This is a genomic window from Streptomyces sp. NPDC007095 (assembly GCF_040634475.1).
Taxonomy (GTDB): Bacteria; Actinomycetota; Actinomycetes; order Streptomycetales; family Streptomycetaceae; genus Streptomyces.
This window is the reverse complement of record NZ_JBEYFS010000012.1, coordinates 1-19568: the sequence shown is the minus strand read 5'-3', so window position 1 is coordinate 19568 and position 19568 is coordinate 1. Positions and strand designations below refer to the sequence as shown.

Genomic DNA, 19568 nt, shown 5'->3' with positions numbered 1-19568 from the left:
GAGTCCATGATCTTGCTCCCTGTGGGGCCTACGCAGTGGTTACGCTCCCCAGCGGACGGATCCGATGGGGGCGGGACGGCGGTCCTCATGACGGGAATGGCTCACTGTGCGTAGGCAGCGGCAGGCATCGGGCGGGAACGGCAGGGCCGGGGACCACGGCCGGGGAGCCGTCGGCCGGGACACGGACTCGGTCACCGGGAACGGCGCGGAGGTCACGGCGCCGCACCCGGCGTCCCCGACGACCGGCCCGGGGATGACTCCGCAGGCACTGCTGGCCCTGCAACGGGACGCGGGCAACGCGGCGATGGCGCGCGCACTGCGTGGACGGCTCCCGGCCGCCGAGGGCGTGGCGGGCGCCACGCGTGCGCCGAGGCCCGCACCGGCCGTACTGCCCACCCTCGAAGAACTGCCCGAGAGCAGTGCCGCCGCCCGGCTGCCCGCCGTGCTTCCCGCGATCGAAGAGGCGTCGGAGGAGTCCGAGGAAGGCGCGGAGAACGCCCGGCCGCGCGCCGCCATCACGACACGCCCCCGTCGGGCGGGCACGCGTCGGCCGGTCCCCCGGCCGACCGGCAGCGGGACCGGCTCCTCCCATCCGCCGCTCGGACTGCCGCCGTACCTAAGGGAGTTACGGGCGGCGGGGCTCTCCACGGCGTACGGGCTCACGGGGCACGAGTTCGTGTCCACCGCCCTCGGGACAGTCGTCGGACGGTCCGACGGCACGGTGGCCGAAATACGCGAGGAGCTGGCCGGGCGGCCGGAGACGTTCTACGGCCGGGGCCGTTCCTTCGCCGTCGAGGGCCCGGAGGGCAAGGGGTGGTACGACGTCACCGTCACCATCTCCCGCGACGGCGCCGACCTGCCCGAGACCTTCGTCTCCCCGCAGGCCGCGAAGGCTCAGGCCGCGGCGGCGCAACAGGCCCGGGCCATAGCCGCGTTGCTGGCCGAGGCGGAGGCCGCCATGGGCAAAGGAAAGGGAAAGGCGAGAGCCGGCGATCACGACAGCGGGGACGGCACCGGCACCGAGGGCGACCCCCGGCAGGCCGCCCAGGACGCGCGGACGGCCGAGGGCGCCGACATCAAGGTGGACACCCAGCACAACACCTCGGGCATGGTGAGCCACTCCTCGGGCGGCTCGTCCAGCAAGGGCGTCAACTTCATGGCGTTCGGGCTGGCGCCGGTCGTCCCGGGTGTCTGGCTCGGCGGGGCGGTCATGGCCAACGCGCAGCCGTTCCAGTCCTCCACCGACTCCCGTGTGCAGAAGGCCATGTCCGAACCGCGGGTGCTGCGCAGCGACAAGGGGTCCGTCGAGATGCGGCGCCAGGTGCGCTACGGCGTACAGGTGCAGCCCCAGGACGAGGAGCGGGGCGGCCGGGCGCAGACGTTCAGCGGCGCCGGGTCCCTGATGATGCGGGTGCCCACCGAACACCTGGTGCCGGTCACCGCCGAGGCACCCGCGCGGCCACGCTCCCTCAACACACGGACCGCGCGGCGCGTACGGCTCGCGGACTCGCTGGCCCCGGTCGCCCTGGACGACGCGGCGGCCCCCCATCCGGGCGGCGGCGGCCTGTTCGACACGGTCCGCTCCGTGCTGCACCCCTCCCTGACCTCCCGCGGTGCGCCCGGGCGGGCCCGGCTCCACGACGCCACCTCCGCCACGACCGTCCTGGAGGACCTGCCCCGGCTGCTCAGCGGCTGGGTGATCGGGGAGGATCTCGTCGCCAAGGACGGCAGCGCCACGGGCACCTACCGGATGCGCGCCGACCTCACCGCCCTGTCGCCCACCTGGACGACCGGCAAGACCCAACTGCGTACGCACCAGCAGGCGCAGCACTCGGTGTCGCACACGGCGGCCAAGGGCCGAGGGGGGACCTTCGGCGCGGGCCCGGCGGCGGGTTTCGGGGTGCTGGGCAACGCCGCCGCGGTGCGCGCGACGGTCATGCCCACGGCCGGGGCGCGCAAAGCGCGGTTCACGGTGGCCGAACAGACGGTGTCGAGCCGTCAGGGCGCCGAGGTCAGGGGCGACAAGGTGCTCTACCTCGGCAAGGTCCGGTTCAGCGTCGAGGGCACCGGACCGCTCTCCCCCGCCATGAAGGTACGCTCCGGGACCCGCACGGCCCAGCACTCGATGGATGTGTGGGTCAGCCTGCGCGCCGACGAGGCCCGGTCGCTGGGCCTCGAACTGCCCGAAGGCGTCACGACGGGCCCCGTGATCAAGGGGCCGGGAACGGACGCCGACGGGAGGAAGCTCGACCGGGGGCAAGGGGAGGAGTCACCGGGCGAAGCCGGATCGTCGGCCCACCCGGGCCCCGAGCGCCACCTGCCGTTCGGGGCCATGGGGTCGAGCGTGGCGATCAGCCAGCTGGACACCGCTCCCCTGCTCTCCGGCATCGAGCGGCTCTTCGCCACCGACCAGCGCCTCGCGGGCTACCTGCCCGCGTTCGGCGCCGGGGCGGAAACCGAGGTGAGCCGCGAGGAGGGCGAGGTGCAGCGGCGCAACTACCGCGAGCTGATCACCGTACTCTCGGAGACCAACCTGCGGGTCAACAAGGACCAGTTGCTCTCCTCCGGGATCCGGGTCCGGATGCGGCGCAAGAGCCGATGGCACGCGCACGACGTCCAGATCAAGGTCGTCGGCGCCCTGCGCGAGACGGACTACCAGGGGGAGACGAAGGACTGGCTGGTGCGCAGCCACAGCGGCGTCACCAGCAACTCGCAGAGCGGACGGTCCAGTTCGCGGTCGATCGGCGGGCTGGCGCTCGGCCAGTTCCGGCTGATCCCCGGCGCCCTGTCCGCCACGGTGCGCGGTGAGCGGACCCGGCAGAGCACCCGGCGCAACCAGGCGGGTCCGACGACACGCTCCGACGTGCTCACCAACGGCGGTGAGAACACCAGCGTGTTCGGCGGCGCCCTGCGCCTCGATGTGGACGTCACCATGACGACACGGGAGCGGACCGCCAGACGTGCCCTCACCCCGGGCGTGCCGGGACGGGACACACCCGACGCCGTGCACATCGCCTCGACCGCGGACACCGAGGCGCTCGACCTGGGCGAGCAGGACGTACGGCTGCTCACCCCGGCCGCGTTCACCCTGGACACCGCCGGGAAGGACCGGCTGACGGCCAGGACCCGCAGGCGCACCGCCGGACTGGCTCCGCCGCAGCGGCAGTTCAACGCGTCGGGCATCGGCGATCTGTCGACCATGGCGCCGCGCTCGATCGCGGGCCGGGCGGTCCGGGACTGGACGCTGGTGGAGACCGTCGGAGGCGGCGGCCCGATCCGGGACCTCGCCTTCGAGCTCCTGTCGCGGGCCGCGAGCCGCAATCGGGAACTGCGGGAGGACCTCGCGCTGCAGACGGAGGGCCTCGCGCCGCGGCTGGCGATCGAGGAACGCTTCAGTCCGCAGGCCATCACGTCGGCGCTGCGCCAGGCGGTGTCCTCCGGGTGGGTGGTGAAGAACCTGCGGTACCCGCGCAGGCTCCGCGCGCTCAACGGCGCGATCGGTACCCGGTTCGCCCTCACCAATCCGGAGGTGGTGGCGGAGGGCACCGGGGCGGGTACCGAGACGTTCCTGCTCGGCGGCCACCAGATGACCGGGCAGGAGGGCAGCGGTATCTCCACGACCGTGCAGGGCGGCGCCCTCGGATCGGAGAACGGCGCCGACTGGCGGCTGGGCGAGGGTCTGTCGGCCGCCCGGAACCTCGGCCGGAGCGCGGCGACGGCGACGACGCTGAGCGGCACCGTCGAACGCAACGCCCACACTCCGCGCACCCGGCCCCTCTACCTGGTCCACTGCGACCTGGTGGTCCGGATGGTGAGCGAGGTCAAGGTCACGGGAGGCGGCCCGTACGTCGCGAAGGGCGAGCGGACGCTGCCCGCCGCGGCCGCCGTCTGGCTCACCCAGGAGCAGTTGGCGGCGGCGGGCCTGCGCGTTCCCGGGGCCGCCGGTCAGACGTCCTCGCAGGGGGAATCCGCACGCCTGGGCGCGGAGTCCAAAGGCCCGGAATCCAAGGGAAAAGAGTCCAAAGGCAAGGAGAAGGCCACCCAGGAGCAGACCGAGGCGTCCCGCAGCGGGGAGTCGTCGAGCACGACCGCCCCGGCGGCGCCCGCCCTCGCCCAGGAGCTGCCGCTCGGCTTCGGCATGATCGAGGAACTGCCCGACTTCGTTCCCCTGCTGGAACGGCTGCGCGCCGACGTCGGGCGGCGTGACCGGTCCCTCGCCGACGAACTGCTGCCGAAGCGGCAACTGGCCGATCCGCACGACAACATGCAGCGGCTGCTGCGCGTCCTGGACCGGGACGGGTCCGCCGGACTGCTCTCCGGGGCCATGGACGGCGGGGTGCCCGTCGAACTGTTCCGCGGCCGCGACACACCGTACTGGGCCGTGTTCCGCGTACGCCGCACCCGGCAGGGCACGGCCGAGGGCGAGGCGAGGGACGGCCGCGACATGGAGTACATCACCTCGGCCGCCACGCAACGGGCGGACACCCGCGAGACGAACGACACGCGTAACGTCGAGGGGGTCGTGGCCGGTGCGGGCAAGCCCGAGGGCGGCGGTGGTCCGCTCAAGAGCGTCGGCGGCTCCGGCGGGCTCGGTGTCGGCGTCAGTGATGTCACGAAGTCGGCCACCGTGGGGCGGGGTCAGCTCGGCATGAAGACCGTCGCCGAGGCCTCCGCGCGTTCCGTCAGAATGCGGGTGCCGATCGAGGCGACCCTCGAACTGCACTCGTCGCGTGGGCGGGTGGGCCTCGCCGGCCTCGGCGAGCAGTCCTTGGTCCACCGCATCCTGGTCAAGGACCTCGAGGCACTGTCCCGGCTGCGGCCGGTGCCGCGCGCGGAGGCGGGACAGGCGTTCCTGCGGCAGAACGACGCCGAAGCGAGCCGGCTGGGGCCCTGGCACGGCCGCGGGGTGAGCCTGCCGATGGAGGCGCAGGTCAACGGGTTCCGCGGCGCTCCCGAGATCCGGCGGGTGATCGACGACGCGGTACGGGCGGCGCACGGCGGGGAGCGCTACCGCAAGACGGGCGACGCGGCGGCGTACGCGCAGCGCGAGGCGGTGTCCACCGAGTGGCTGATCTCCGCCCTGCCGCTGCTCACCACGGCGGGAGCCGACCTCCCGGTCGTGCACGCCTCCGGCGCGCAGGGGCAGGATCTGCGGACCTCGCTGCACGCGCGGCTGCGCGCCGGCCGCGTGCTGGGTGTCGGTGACAAGATGACCTTCGAGACGGTGGCGCAGAGCGCCCTGGACGCGCCCCGGCCCACGGGCACGGACCATCAGCAGGCGGTGGAGCACAACAAGTCGGTTCGGGGGCTGGGCGGCGCCGGTGTGCTCAACGCGGACGAGTTCCGGATGAACCAGCTCCTCGGCAACGCCGACCGGGTCGGCGGCGCCACCGACACCTCGGCCCACGGGTCCGGCTCGATGCCTCTGCACAAGCCCAAGTCCGAGGCGACACTGGTGCAGTTCACCCTGGACGTGCGGGTGGTGGCCCGGGTGCGCGACCGGGGCCGCTCCGGCGCCCCCTCCGTCGCCGTACGGGACTTCACCGTCCCCACTCCGGTGGTCGTGCGGATCCCGGCGCCCGTGGCCCGTCGTATGCTCCAGGACCCGTCCAACCACACCAAGCTCCACGATCCGGACGGCCGCCTCTCGTCCTGATGTCGGGGGCGTGTCAGCCGCCCGGCTCCTCCACCGGCTCCGCCGGCCGCTCGCCGATCACCGCGGTGAGTTCCGTCCTGCGGCGGATGCCCAGCTTGCGGTAGGCGCTGGTCAGATGGGTCTCGACGGTGCGTCGGGCCAGGTGCAGGAGTTCGGCTATCTCGGCGTTCGTCCGCCCGTCGGCCGCGAGGGCGGCGATCCGGCGTTCACTGCCGGTCAGCGCCTCCCATCCGGTGAGGGCGGTCGCCGAGCCACGTGAGCGGCCTTCGGGGAGGACCTCCTCGGCCAGCGCCCGCATCCGTACCGCGCCCAGCCGTTCGGCGTGCTCGGCCGCCTCGCGCAGCGCGTCGCGGGCCCGGCTCCGGTCTCCCGCGGCGACGAGCTGACGCCCCTGTCCGATCAGGGCGGGGATCAGCTCGGTCTCCGCGGAGGCGTCCCGCAGAATGCGTACGGCACGGTCGGCGAGTTCCAGACCGCGACGGCCGCCGGTCGCGGTGGCGAGCCCGCGCAGCGCCCGGCCCACCAGCCGGGGGGTGTCCCACACCTGGGCGAGCCGCAGTTCTTCACGGGCCAGCCTGAGGGCCTCCTGCGGTCGGCCGAGCGCGCTGCGGCACTCGGCCGCCGCGGTCCGCCAGGGGGTGACCACGGGGCTCACCACGTCCCGTGCCGTCTGCCGGCGACCGCATTCCAGGAAGTCGTCGAGCGCTCCGGCGTGATCCCCCTGCGCGGACCGCAACACGCCCCGGGCGTAGAGGAATCGGTTGAGTTCCCAGGAGTCGTGCGCGTCGCCCAGGGCGAAGCTGTCCGCGAGGCGGGCCGCCTCTTCGGTACGGCCCGTCTCGACCAGGGCGATCACGGCGTGTCCGTGCGCGTTGGCCGGATCGGGCCGGTGCCGGGTGGCTTCGGTGACCTGCCAGTCCGCCGGTTCGGCGAGCAGATCGGCGTACTGTCCGCGCGTCGCGGCGATGTCCGCCCGTACGTTGAGCAGCGCCAGGTGCATGGGGTGCAGCAGGGAGGGGCTCTGCCGGTCCAGTCCCCGGCGTACCAGCCCCTCGGCCTCCACCAGTTCGTCGGCCCATTGCGCGACGGCGGCCGCCGTACCCAGCAGGAAGGGTTCGGCGAGCGCGTCGACCGGTTCGTCCAGCAGGGCGTGGATGCGTTTCATGGCCGTGGCGGCGGGGATCAGGCCCGCCGTCGCGTCGTAGCGGACCAGAAGGGCCTGCCCTGCCGTTCCGACCAGGTCCCCGGACCGCTCGGCGGCGCCGTGCAGCCAGCGATACGCCTCCTGACGGATGCTCTGGTCGTGGTCCGACAACAGCGCCGAGGCGGTCTGCAGCAGCCGTATCAGGTCCGGGTGGTCGGTCAGTTGCTCGTCCAGGCCCCGCAGGACGTCCATCGCGGCGCGCGTCTTGCCGCGCCGGGCCAGCACGGTGCCCAGGGCCACGGCCGCCCGTACCCGGTCCTGCGGCATGCCCGGCAGCCGGGTCGCCTCGGTCAGCCGCGGTATCCCGGCCGAGGAACGGGCGGCGGCGAACTCCAGGGAGCCCAGCTCGGTGAGGACCATGGTCCGGCGAGCGGGCGTCAGCGGCTCGTCGAGCGCACGACGCAGATACGACACGCCGTCGTCGGGCCTGTCGTCCCGCACCGCCACGGACGCGGCGTCCAGCAGCGTCACGCCGGCCCAGGCCTCGCCCACGGCCGGGGTCCGCAGGAGTTGTCCGGCCACCGCTTCGGCGCGGTCGCCGCGGCCCAGCATCGCTTCGGCCGCCGTACGGTGCGCCGCCTGCCGCCGGACGGTGGGCCAGCCGCTGAGCACCGCGTCCCGCAGCAGCGGGTGGGCGAAGCGCGGCCGCCCGTCGGGATCGGGCCGCAACAGGCCGAGGCGGGTCATGGCGGTCAGCCAGCCGGGAACCCGGGCGGGGTCCGCGCCCGCCGTCTCGGCGAGCAGTTCGGCGAACTCTTCCGTGTGTCCCTCCTCCCACACGTCCGCGTCCAGCGCCGCGAGGGCGCGGGCCACCCCCGCCGTCGCCTCTCCGGCGCTGTCCAGCCACCAGGAGACGGCGGCCGGATAGGAACCCGGGTAGAGGGCGGCACAGGTGTCCGGCACGCTCCTCGGGGGCGCGCCGTGCGGTTCCTGCGCACGGAGGTCGTCGAGCAGGGCGCGTAGCAGCAGGGGGCTGCCCGCGCCGGCCCGGACGCAGTCGTCCACCCAGGCGGGCGTGGCGGCACCGACGTCCGAACGGATCAGCTGCGCCGCCGCGTCCGCGCTCAGCGGGGCGAGGGTGTGGCTGCGCACCAGGGTGGGCGAGAGCGCGTGCGCCAGACCGGCGGACGGCGGGTCGATGTCGTACTGGCTGCGCTCGGTCGCCACCAGGAGGACGGGTAGTGCGTCGATCCGCCGGGCGGCGTCGACGAGCCAGCGGCGCGAGGGTTCGTCGGCGCAGTGGACGTCGTCCACCGCCAGCAGCAGCGGGGCGGCGGCGTAGGAGCGCAGCCGCCTCCACAGGTGTTCGGCGTATGACCAGTGGTGCGGATTGTCGTCGAAAATGTCCGGAAACAACTTGGTTCCGGCGTCGAATTCGCCGCCCGATGACAGAAGTTGGAGGACCGCCGCGAACTCCCCGGCCTCGCCGTCCGGCGAGCAGCGGGTCCGCAGCACCCGCATGCCACGGGCCGCCGCCCGCTCGGTGACGGCCTCCAGGAGGGCGGTGCGCCCCGTGCCGGTGGCCCCTTTGAGCAGCACCAGACGGCCGGACCCGGCGCAGGCGCGGTCCGCCTCGGCGGCCACCAGCTCCAGGGCCTCCCGCCGTTCACGCAGCGCCTCGGTCTCGCCCATCGATGTCTCCTGCCGTGGACGTTTCATGATCCATCTCGTGGTAAGTCTCGTGGTCCTCCACGATTGCGCGAGGCACGCCAAGCACAGAAGTCTGGGACAAGCCCTTCAGCCACTGGCGACACAGGGGCGACCAGCATGTGGATTTGGGAGAAGCGGTTGCGCAGTTCATTACGGACCACTGACGCAGGCGTGTCACAGCGGCCCGCCGACACCGGTGCGGTGGATTCCGGAAACCGCATACCGGTGGTGGTCCAGGCACCCGACCCGATCTCCCGGGCCGGGGTACGCAGCCAGTTGGGGCAGCACCCGGTGATCGACCTCCTCGACAGCGCGGAGGCCGGACCCGGCACCGTGGCCGTCCTGGTCAACGAGGGGCCGGACGAAACCACGCTGTCCCGGCTGCGCCGACTCGTACGCAGCGACGGGGCGCGCGCCGTGCTGGTGGTGAACGCGATCCGCGAGGCCGAACTGCTCGACGTCATCGAGTGCGGTGTCGGGGCCATCGTCTGGCGCCACGAGGCCAGTGCGCACCGGTTGGTGCAGGCCGTGCTCGCGGCCGCGCGGGGCGACGGGGATCTGCCCGCGGATCTGCTGGGACGCCTCATCACTCAGGTGGGATCGCTCCAACGCACCGCTTCCGGCCAGACCGGAGTTCCGCTCTCCGGCCTGGTGCCGCGCGAAATCGATGTGCTGAGGCTCGTCGCCGAGGGGCTGGACACCGGGGAGATAGCGAGCAAGCTCTCCTACTCCGAACGTACCGTCAAGAACGTGATGCACGGGCTGACCACCCGGCTCCATCTGCGCAATCGCGCCCACGCCGTGGCCTATGCGCTCAGGGAAGGCTACATCTGAGGCGGCCGGCCGTTCGCACGGGGCCTGTCGAACGGGTAACCGAGCGGATCACAGCAGACAGGACAGAGCGGGTACTCAGCCGGCCCACGGCCGGTACGCGGCAGGACGTGACGGCACGGCGGGAGCACGACGGTGATTCACGAGGTGGACGAGGTCCTCAAAGGGCTGCTCAGAAGCGGAGCGCTGGCCGGTTCCGGTATCGAGGTCGCCTTCGACGCGCCGAGCCGTGAGTGGGCCGCCCGCCGCAACGCGCCCGCCATCAACGCCTACTTGTACGACATCCGTGAGGACGTACGGCGCCGTGAGCGTGGCGCCATGGCCGTGCGGGACGAACGCGGCATCGTGCTGCGCCGCCGCCAGCCGCCCCGCTGGTTCCGGCTGTCGTATCTCGTGACGGCCTGGACCAAGCAGCCGCAGGACGAACACCGGCTGCTGTCCGCCGTGCTGGCGACACTGCTCCCCCACGAGATCCTGCCCCCGCACGCACTGCCCGGCGCGCTGGCCGCACTGGGGCTGTCCGTGCCGCTCTCGGTGGCGAACCTGCACACCGAGTCCCGGTCCCTCGCGGAGATCTGGTCCGCGCTCGGCGGCGAGCTGAAGCCGTCGCTGGACCTGGTGGTGACCGCGCCGTTCCCGTCGTTCCCGGAGTACGACGCCGGGCCGCCGGTCACGGAGGGCGCCGGCGTGCGCGTACGCGGGATGGACGGAACCCTGGAGGGCTCGCCCGAACGGCGGCACCGGGCACGGCACTTGGCGTCCACGACCGCGGCCGACACGGCCCCGGGCACGGATCTCCCGGCCGGGGACCACCCGGTCGCGGAGGATCGAAACGGAGAGAAGCGAGCGAAGTGACCCCGCACGTCCCGGCGTCGGCCGCCACCGGCACCTCGCCGTCCATTGACGGCACCTCGCCCGCCACTGCCTTCGAGGGATCTGCCGATGCGCTCCTGGTCCGGCTGTCCCGGCTCCGTGAGCGTGTCGCGTTCCTGGTCGAGCACCGCAGCGCGACCGATCCCACCGCGGCCGATCCGCTGCGCGGCCTGTATCTGTCCGAGGACGCGGTACGGCATCTCCTGGAGCCGGCCGGTCAGGACCCCGCCCCCGAGAGCTGGGTCTCCGAGCGGGGCGACCGGCTGGATCTGCTGGCCGGGCGGCTCGGGCTGACCGAGCTGGACGTCCGGATCCTGCTCATCGCGCTGGCCCCGGACCTCGACCGCACCTTCGAGCCGCTGTACGGCTACCTCAACGACGACGTCAGCCGCCGCCGGGCCACCACCGGGCTCGCGCTCGACCTGTGCGGACTTCCCGCACACCGTGCCGAGGCACGGGACCGGTTCCATCCCTCGGCTCCGCTGGCCGCGCTGGGCCTCGTCGTGGTCGAGGAAGCCGAACGCCCGTTCCTGAGCAGGTCGTTGCGCGTACCCGACCGGCTGATCGCGCACCTTCTGGGCGACGAGACCCTGGACGCCGCGCTGACCGGCCATGTCCACCGGCTCCGGGCGCCGGTGCGGGGCGAACAGTACGACGAGGTCTTCCTGCGCAGGCTCGCCGACCGGCTGGCGGCCGCCCCGCTCACCGTCTATCTGCGCGAACACCGGGCGGGAGACGGTCTCGCCTGCGCCGCGAGCGCACTGCGCGACGCATCGGGGCAGGAGGCGCTCCACTTCGCTCCGGACCAGACCGCCGGGCAGGAGCCGATCGCCGACCTGCTCCGCGAGGCCCGGCTGCGTGACTGCGCGATCGTCGTGTCGCCGCTGCCGGAGGATCCCGCCCCGTTGATGCGGGCGCTGGCGGTGGACGACGTGTCCGTGCTGTTCACCGATCCGCGTCCGTACGATCCGCACTGGTGCGACCATCGCGATCCGCTCGTCCTGGACGCGCCCCGGCTGCGCTCCGGAGCGGTGGACGCGTGGGCGGTGGCGCTCGGCACCGGGGCCGACACCGGGGTTTCCGCCCGTGTCGCACCCGTACCGGAGCCCGCCCCCGGTTTCGACCTCGCCCCGGTGGTCGCGCCGTACCGGCTCGGTGGCGACCGGATTCTGCGCGCCGCCCGTGCCGCTCAGCGCCTCGCCGCGTTCGACGGTACCGCGCTGACCCCCGCTCATCTGCGGCTGGCCGCCCGGCAGCAGTCCGCCTCCGGGCTGGAGCGGCACGCCCGCCGGATCCGTCCGGACGTCGGCTGGGAGGATCTCGTCCTGCCCGACAAACCGCTGGTGCAACTGCATGAACTGGCGTTGCGCGCCCGCCACCGTGACCAGGTGCTCGGCGACTGGCGGCTGAGCGCGGGCGGCGGGCGCGGCCGGGGCGTCCTCGGCCTCTTCGCGGGTGATTCGGGCACCGGCAAAACCCTGTCCGCGGAGGTCGTCGCCGCCGAACTCGGCCTCGATCTCTACGTCGTACAGCTCTCCTCGATCGTCGACAAGTACGTCGGCGAGACGGAGAAGAACCTGGAGCGCATCTTCACGGAGGCGGACCGCACCGACGCCGTGCTCCTCTTCGACGAGGCGGACTCCGTGTTCGGCAAGCGGTCCGAGGTCAAGGACTCGCACGACAGGTACGCAAACATGGAGAGCTCCTATCTGCTCCAGCGGCTGGAGTCCTTCGACGGCATCGCGCTGCTCACGACCAATCTGCGCGCCAACATCGACGAGGCGTTCACCCGCCGTCTCGACCTCGTGATCGACTTCCCGTTCCCGGACGCCGCCCAGCGGCTGGCCCTGTGGCAGCACGCCCTGACCCATGTGCCGTGCGCCGCGGACACCGATCCGAGGGCCGTCGCCCGTGACTTCGAGCTGGCCGGTGGTTCGATCCGCAGCGCCGTGGTCACGGCCGCCTACGGCGCCGCCGGCCGCGGTGCGCCGGTCGACACGGCCGACCTCCTGGACGGCGCGCGCCGCGAGTACCGCAAGGCGGGCCGGCTGGTGCCCGGCGAGGGCACCTGGTAACTCCTCGCCCGGCTGTTCGCGCAGACGACCCTGCCCGTCCGACGCCTGTCGGACGGGCAGGGTCGCTTCACACGGTGAACTTGACGGCCTCGAGCCAGAGCAGGTTGCTCAGGGTCCCGCCGAAGATGTAGTTGTCCCCGCCGGGCTCGTCGCAGCCCAGGCCGTGCCAGCCCTCGTTGTGGACGTGCGCGGTCTGGCAGACGACGCTCTTGCTCTGGCCGACGTTCATGGCGAAGCCCAGCATGTAGGGGTCGTCCTTCTTGGTGCTGCCGATGTAGAGGTCGGCGCCGTCGACCACGCCCTTCCACGGCCCGTTGTAGTGCCCCTTGCCGTCGGTCGACTGGGGGTAGTAGACGAAGGCGGTGGCCGCGGTGCCGTCGGTGTCGGACGTGGCGAGGTTGAGCGACTTGATCGGCAGGTTCTGTCCCACCGTGCCGGCCATGGCGCCGTCGCACACCGGTTTGGTCCAGCCCTTGTCCGTCAGATAGGCCCGGTAGCAGATGTGCCGTCCGGGGTCCTGTGCGGCCAGTCGCGCAACGGCTGTCGCCGCCGTGTCCTCCTGCGGCTTGGCCGACTCCTTCGGCTTGGCCTCCGACGAGGCTCCGCCGCCTCCGGCACCGCTCGTGTTCTGTGACTCGGTCGCCGCGGGCGCGGCCGGGGCCTCGGCACCGGGCGAGGGAGGCGTGGGCTGCGCGACGGAGGCCGAGGGGCTGGGCGGCAGCGTGCTGATGCCGGCTTCCTGGAGCTTCTCCGTGGCCGACGTGCGCACTTGGGGCTTGTACGCGATCCACAACATCACGAACGTGATCGCGAGCGCCATGAACACACCCAGGAACGTGGCAAGCCAACGCGGCAGGAACCCGCGCTGCACATACGTACCCTCCACCGGCTGCGGCCCCGTACCCGAACGCTGAATCGCCAGCGTGTACGGCCGCTGCTCCTTCGACCCGAACCAGATGATCTGCCGAGGCTTCAACGTCGCCTTCACGAACACCGCACGACCCGGCTCGATCTGAACATTGCTGGGATGGATGTCATACGACAGGTGATCGCCGTTGTCACTCCCACTGACCGACGCCGTCAGCTTCGTATTACCCAGATTGTCCACCGCAAGCTTCGGCCGCCCACGAAAACGCCCCTTCACCGTCGGCGGCACCAACTCCGCCCGCACCACAGTGAACGGCGTGATCGTCAGATTCCCCTCGGGAACCGTCGTGGCCTCCGGATGCTCCGTCGGCGTGATCCGCACCGCAAACGGATTCGGACCCGCCACCGCATCCGGACTCCGCGGCGGCGAAAACGTCAACTCCACCGTCCCCGTCGTCCCGGGATACAGCCGCAGCGTCAGCGGCTCCACGGTCGTCCACGGCGCCACATCCCCCACCGGCTCGAACCGGTACTCATCCACCACATCACCGGTATTACGCAACCGCAGCCGCACCTTGGTGCTGCCACCGGGATCCACAGTGCTGGAGGCAGGCTCCAGCGAAGTCCAAAGGCTCACCCGTCGACGCTATGGCCGGGGTGCCGCTCCCGTCAGCAAGCGACGGGGCATGACGGCTGCCCAAAGAGCTGCGTCGCACTGCCCTTTGTGGGTCAGGACGGGTGGACGATGTCCCACTCCTGGTCGTCGGTGTTGCTGCAGTAGTAGATCGTCAGCGGGGTGTCGTTGCCACCGGTGCTGAAGCCTGCGACGTCCAGGCACAGGTGATTGCTGGAGTAGTTGCGGATCCAGTAGTGGCCGTCGTCCTGCTTGTCGAGCCACCACAGCTGGTTGTCGGCAGTAGTGCCGTCACACTGGAACTCGAACACCCCGGTCTGCGCGGGCTTGGCACCGTAGTCGGGCAGGTCCATGCACAACTGGTCCTTGACGTTGCGGATCTGGAAGAGGTCCGACTTCTCCGGACCGCCGCCCTTCACGCGCACTTCGAGGTTCCAGCGCTGGTTGTCACGGGTTGTGCCGTCGCAGGTGAACTCCCTGACCGGGCCGTTCACCGAACCCTTGTCGTAGCCCGGGATGTCGGCGCACTTCTTGGTCGTGGGGTTCCTGAGCACGATGTTGGTCGCGGGCAGCGGCCCGGTCGGCGTCTTCTTCGTCGCCTTGGGACTGGCCACCGCTGCGCCGCCACCGCCCCCACCGTTCTCGGGCGACTGCTGCGCCTGGGACGGAGCCGGCACCTCCGCCGGCGCCGAGGTCGGCGCCGCCGACAACGACGGGGTCGGTGCCGGGAGCGTGCTGATGCCGGCTTCCTGGAGCTTCTCCGTGGCCGACGTGCGCACTTGGGGCTTGTACGCGACCCACAACATCACGAACGTGATCGCGAGCGCCATGAACACACCCAGGAACGTGGCAAGCCAACGCGGCAGGAACCCGCGCTGCACATACGTACCCTCCACCGGCTGCGGCCCCGTACCCGAACGCTGAATCGCCAGCGTGTACGGCCGCTGCTCCTTCGACCCGAACCAGATGATCTGCCGAGGCTTCAACGTCGCCTTCACGAACACCGCACGACCCGGCTCGATCTGAACATTGCTGGGATGGATGTCATACGACAGGTGATCGCCGTTGTCACTCCCACTGACCGACGCCGTCAGCTTCGTATTACCCAGATTGTCCACCGCAAGCTTCGGCCGCCCACGAAAACGCCGCTTGACCGTCGGGGGCACCAACTCCGCCCGCACCTCAGTGAACGGCGTGATCGTCAGATTCCCCTCGGGAACCGTCGTGGCCTCCGGATGCTCCGTCGGCGTGATCCGCACCGCAAACGGATTCGGACCCGCCACCGCATCCGGACTCCGCGGCGGCGAAAACGTCAACTCCACCGTCCCCGTCGTCCCGGGATACAGCCGCAGCGTCAGCGGCTCCACGGTCGTCCACGGCGCCACATCCCCCACCGGCTCGAACCGGTACTCATCCACCACATCACCGGTATTACGCAACCGCAGCCGCACCTTGGTGCTGCCACCGGGATCCACAGTGCTGGAGGCAGGCTCCAGCGAAGTCCAAAGGCTCACCCGTCGACGCTATGGGGACGACCGGCTCCGGTCAGGAGCCCAGAGGGCAGGAACGCTGCCCGAAGGTCTCCGGTCACGGCACCCGGGCGAAGCGCCAGATGTCATGCGGACCCACTCCCTGGCCCATTCGGGCAAGGGGTCTGCTCCCGAACAGGTCCCCGGTGACCTTGTGGGCCGGGCGGAGGACGCTCGCATCATTCTTCTGGTGAGTTGTGTGACCGTGCGCTCGGCGGACCACACGCGGACGGCCGAGGAGGCAGACGGTGCAGGAACGCCAGACAGACCAGCAGCAGGCCCGAAAAGGTGGGCCTGCCGATCGGGCGGCTGCACGACGGACGGACGGGGCCGCGGGCGTGGGCCCGGGACCCGCCCTGCTGCCCGGCGGCGGATTCTCCCCATCGGCCGTGACCGCGCTCCAGCGCACCGCGGGCAACGCGGCGGTCGCCGGACTGCTGGCCCGGGAGGCTCACGAACACGGCCCGGCGTGCGGGCACTCCGCACCGGTGCAGCGATCGGCGGTCCATGACGTCCTGCGCAGCGCGGGAAGCCCGCTCGAGACCGGGGTCCGCACAGAGATGGAAGCCCGTCTCGGCGCCGACTTCTCCGACGTACGCCTGCACACGGACGCCGTGGCGCAGCGTTCCGCGTCCGATATCGGTGCCCATGCCTACACCTCCGGCAGCCATGTGGTCATCGGCCCGGGAGGCGCCGACAAGCACACGCTCGCCCATGAACTCACGCATGTGGTCCAGCAGCGGCAGGGCCCGGTGGCGGGCACGGACACCGGCAACGGGCTGCACATGTCCGACCCCGGGGACAGCTTCGAGCAGGCGGCCGAGGCCAATGCGAAACGCGTCATGTCCGGGCCGGTCCCCCTGGAAAACCGGCCGGTGTCCGCCGGTGCGGTCGAGGCGGCTCCGGTGCAGCGCGCCGCGCTGCCGATCCAGCGGGCCCGCATGTCCAGCGGGAAGATCGCGTTCACCAATGTGGCCAACAAGTACCCGCAGTACTTCGGCAAGGCCCAGCGCGTTCTTCAGTTGCTGTCGGAGCACAAGCTCATCCAGGACTATCTCCGCGGCCGCCCGTGCGACATCGTCCTGGAGAAGCGGATCGCGGACACTCCGGCCGAGGTCAAGGACAACGGGGACGAGGGCGTAAAGGTCATTCTCGCCGCGTACTACTTCGAGAACTATGACATCGGTTACATCGTCGGAATGCTCTCCCACGAGTTCGGAATACATCCTCTCGCGGAGGCGAAGCCTCAACTCCTCGACGAAGAGCAGCATTTGAAGGGGATGCCCTTCCCCGTGCCGGGTCTCGAGGAGCACCCCAAGTTCATGAACTCGGCCGAGGCGAAGCAGGCCGACCACGTGCTCGGCGTGATCCCGCAGGGCCCCCGCTACGGGGTCTACAAGGCGGTCAGCAAGGAAATGGCGGAACGTCTCCTGCAGGACGTGAAGGACCAGGTGGAGGGCGCGAAGCAACAGGACGTGACCGACCTTCTCGACTGCTTCCTCATGGATGTCGCCTCCATCGCGGCGACGAATGACAACCGGCTCCTCGGTGCGCCCACGAAGACCGGATCGGAGACGGTCCGCAATGACATCGCGCAGGTCTACAACCGCTACCGGTCCATGCTGTCGGCCGACTTTCCCGAAGACTCGCCCATCAGGCCACTCTTCCCTCCGGAGAAAACACCGGAGGCCGTCAAGCAGGACTTCCTGACGCTCGCCGCGAGAATCGCGAAGGGCGCCGCGTGGGCGTGGAGCATCAGCAACTAGTACGGCAGAGCGCAAGCAGTACGGCAGAGCCCAAGCAGTACGACAGAGCACAAGCAGTACGACAGAGGTGTGCGGCGCCGGTCCTCGCGGTGCCAGCGCCCCTCCGCCCCCGCAATTCCCCCTCCTGGGTTGCCCCTGGGGGCAACACGACTGCCCCCGGCCCGGCACCGCAGGACGTTTCGGGGGGCGCGCTTCGCGCGTGAGGGTGAGTGACGTCCCATCTCGTACCCCGAGGAGAGCAGAGCATGCCGTCCTACCTGTCGCCGGGCGTCTACGTCGAGGAGGTGGCCAGCGGCTCGCGTCCGATCGAGGGCGTGGGCACCTCGGTGGCGGCCTTCGTCGGGCTCGCCCCGACCGGCCCCCTGAACGAGCCGACACTGGTGACCAACTGGACGCAGTACGTGGCGGCCTTCGGTGAGTTCACCGACGGGTACTACCTCGCGCACTCCGTCTACGGCTTCTTCAACAACGGTGGCAGCGCCGCCTATGTCGTCCGGGTCGGCGGAACGCCCGGCGGCGCCTCGGGCGACTCCGCGGCCCCCGCCGCGGTGACCGGCTCCGGCGCGCAGGCCGCGCTGCCGCCGGGCGAGCCCAAGCAGCTCGGCACGTTCTCGGTGAGCGCCGTCGCGGGCGGCTCGCTGAGCGTCGAGGTCGCCGACCCCGAGGGCGAGGGCCCGGCCGAGCGGTTCAAGCTGATCGTCAAGGACGGCGACAAGGTCGCCGAGACCTTCGACGTGACCGCCAAGAAGGGCGGTCGCAACTACGTGGTCACCCAGGTGAAGGAGCGTTCCAAGCTCATCGCCGTGCAGGAGGCCGCGCCCGCCGCCCAGCTGGCCCGCCCCGACAACCAGACGGTGGCGCTCGCCGCCCCGTCCGCCTCCGCCCCCGCCGTCCCGGCCACAACGGACAACGGCCACCCCGGCCCCGCCCAGTACCTCGGCGACTCCGCCGACCGCACCGGCTTCGGCGGCCTGGAGGCCGTGGACGAGGTCTCGATGGTCGCCGTCCCCGACCTGATGGCCGCCTACCAGCGCGGCGCCATCGACCTGGAGGCCGTCAAGGCCGTCCAGCTCGGCCTGATCGCGCACTGCGAGCTGATGGGCGACCGGGTCGCGGTCATCGACCCGCCGCCGGGTCTCAACGCCCGCCAGATCCGGGTGTGGCGCCAGGAGACGGCCGGCTACGACTCCAAGTACGCCGCCCTCTACTACCCCTGGGTCAAGGCCTTCGACCCGGCCAGCGGCCAGTCCCGGCTGATCCCGCCGAGCGGCCACGTCGCCGGCATCTGGGCCCGCAACGACTCCGAGCGCGGTGTGCACAAGGCGCCCGCCAACGAGGTCGTACGAGGAGCGGTGGACCTGGAGCTCCAGATCACCCGTGGCGAGCAGGACCTGCTCAATCCCATCGGCGTCAACTGCATCCGCGCCTTCCCTGGCCGCGGCATCCGCGTCTGGGGTGCCCGCACCATGTCCTCAGACCCGGCATGGCGATACCTCAACATCCGCCGGTACTTCAACTACCTGGAGGAGTCGATCCTGATCGGCACCCAGTGGGTGGTGTTCGAGCCGAACGACCACGCCCTGTGGGCCCGGATCCGGCGCAATGTCTCCGCCTTCCTGGTCAACGAGTGGCGCAACGGCGCCCTCTTCGGCTCGCGGCCGGAGGAGGCGTACTACGTGAAGTGTGACGAGGAGACCAACCCGCCGGAATCGGTCGACCTCGGCCGCGTCATCTGCGAGATCGGCATCGCGCCGGTCAAGCCCGCCGAGTTCGTGATCTTCCGGCTGGCCCAGTTCTCCAGCGGCAGCGGCGAGTTGGAGGAGTAGTACCGCCCTCTCGGCCATCGGCCACCAGCTCCGCCCCGTACGCCCAAGAAACCTAGAAGGACAGAGAACAGATGAGTCTCCAGCCGGGTGACGCCCTTACTTCACACAATTTCGGCCTCCAGATCGACGGTGTGATGGTCGAGTACCTCGCGGAGGTCAGCGGCCTCAGCATCGAGCAGGACGTCATCGAGTACCAGCAGGTCTCCTCTCAGGGCATCCCCGTCACGAAGAAGCTGCCGGGCGTGAAGAAGGCCGGCACCTGCACGGTCGTCCGCGGTATGACGCAGTCGGCGGCCTTCAACCAGTGGATCACCGAGTCCGTCGCCGGTCAGATGAGCACCGCTCGCAAGAACGCCACCATCATGGTGATGGACTACATGAACAACCCGGTCAAGCGGTACAACATGCGCAATGCCTGGTGCAGCAAGATCGACACCAGCACCGTGAAGGCCGGCGAGGCCTCCGCGCTCACCGAGACCGTGACGATCACCTTCGAAGAACTGGTCATCGAGTAATGCGCCGTACGGCTCCCAGGGCGGCGGCTGCGGCCGTCGCCGAACCGGAGCCGGAGCAGACCGCTGCTCCAGGCGCTGCTCGGCTGGCCCCAGTGGGTGGCGATCGTGATCGCGGGGTTCTTCGTACTGGCGTACATCACGC

The 19568-nt window shown here is 71.2% G+C and carries 10 protein-coding genes; 7 read left to right on the top strand and 3 right to left on the bottom strand.

Going from position 1 to position 19568, the window contains the following annotated elements; all coding sequences use genetic code 11:
- Positions 1 to 106: 106 nt before the first annotated feature.
- A complete protein-coding gene (locus tag ABZ656_RS06450) occupies positions 107 to 5656 on the top strand; it encodes a hypothetical protein (protein ID WP_360265165.1) in 5550 nt (1849 codons plus the stop codon).
- 13 nt (positions 5657 to 5669) lie between these two features.
- Here ABZ656_RS06450 and ABZ656_RS06445 read toward each other — a convergent pair whose 3' ends face one another.
- Positions 5670 to 8492, bottom strand: a complete 2823-nt coding sequence (locus ABZ656_RS06445) for an AAA family ATPase (protein ID WP_360265162.1) — start codon at positions 8490 to 8492, stop codon at positions 5670 to 5672.
- A 189-nt stretch (positions 8493 to 8681) separates the two neighbouring features.
- Here ABZ656_RS06445 and ABZ656_RS06440 point away from each other — a divergent pair, with 189 nt between their 5' ends.
- The 3 genes from ABZ656_RS06440 (at position 8682) to ABZ656_RS06430 (ending at position 12289) form a co-directional block, all read left to right on the top strand.
- A complete protein-coding gene (locus ABZ656_RS06440) occupies positions 8682 to 9344 on the top strand; it encodes a response regulator transcription factor (RefSeq protein ID WP_248296320.1) in 663 nt (220 codons plus the stop codon).
- 132 nt (positions 9345 to 9476) lie between these two features.
- Positions 9477 to 10196: a DUF4255 domain-containing protein gene (locus tag ABZ656_RS06435; protein WP_101406870.1), complete on the top strand. Its 720-nt coding sequence runs from the start codon at positions 9477 to 9479 to the stop codon at positions 10194 to 10196.
- 44 nt (positions 10197 to 10240) lie between these two features.
- On the top strand, positions 10241 to 12289 hold the full coding sequence (locus tag ABZ656_RS06430; protein WP_360265276.1) for an ATP-binding protein: 2049 nt from the start codon (positions 10241 to 10243) through the stop codon (positions 12287 to 12289).
- Positions 12290 to 12356: 67 nt separating this feature from the next.
- Here ABZ656_RS06430 and ABZ656_RS06425 read toward each other — a convergent pair whose 3' ends face one another.
- A complete protein-coding gene (locus ABZ656_RS06425) occupies positions 12357 to 13793 on the bottom strand; it encodes a hydrolase (RefSeq protein WP_360265158.1) in 1437 nt (478 codons plus the stop codon).
- Positions 13794 to 13885: 92 nt separating this feature from the next.
- Positions 13886 to 15304 carry an RICIN domain-containing protein gene (locus ABZ656_RS06420; protein WP_360265155.1) on the bottom strand — a complete coding sequence of 473 codons (1419 nt, stop codon included), beginning with the start codon at positions 15302 to 15304 and terminating at the stop codon, positions 13886 to 13888.
- A 353-nt stretch (positions 15305 to 15657) separates the two neighbouring features.
- On the opposite strand from ABZ656_RS06420, the gene ABZ656_RS06415 reads away from it, so the two are divergent.
- The 3 genes from ABZ656_RS06415 to ABZ656_RS06405 all read left to right on the top strand — a co-directional run bounded on the left by ABZ656_RS06415 (position 15658) and on the right by ABZ656_RS06405 (position 19426).
- Positions 15658 to 17085 carry a DUF4157 domain-containing protein gene (locus tag ABZ656_RS06415; protein WP_360265152.1) on the top strand — a complete coding sequence of 476 codons (1428 nt, stop codon included), beginning with the start codon at positions 15658 to 15660 and terminating at the stop codon, positions 17083 to 17085.
- A 245-nt stretch (positions 17086 to 17330) separates the two neighbouring features.
- Positions 17331 to 18911 carry a phage tail sheath subtilisin-like domain-containing protein gene (locus ABZ656_RS06410; protein ID WP_101406874.1) on the top strand — a complete coding sequence of 527 codons (1581 nt, stop codon included), beginning with the start codon at positions 17331 to 17333 and terminating at the stop codon, positions 18909 to 18911.
- A gap of 71 nt (positions 18912 to 18982) precedes the next feature.
- Positions 18983 to 19426: a phage tail protein gene (locus ABZ656_RS06405; RefSeq protein WP_054230236.1), complete on the top strand. Its 444-nt coding sequence runs from the start codon at positions 18983 to 18985 to the stop codon at positions 19424 to 19426.
- Positions 19427 to 19568 lie beyond the last annotated feature (142 nt).

Bases quoted from the DNA above. Each gene is read 5' to 3' on its own strand.
- ABZ656_RS06405 (WP_054230236.1), top strand. From the start codon at position 18,983: ATGAGTCTCCAGCCGGGTGACGCCCTTACTTCACACAATTTCGGCCTC.
- ABZ656_RS06410 (WP_101406874.1), top strand. From the start codon at position 17,331: ATGCCGTCCTACCTGTCGCCGGGCGTCTACGTCGAGGAGGTGGCCAGC.
- ABZ656_RS06445 (WP_360265162.1), bottom strand. From the start codon at position 8,492: ATGGGCGAGACCGAGGCGCTGCGTGAACGGCGGGAGGCCCTGGAGCTG.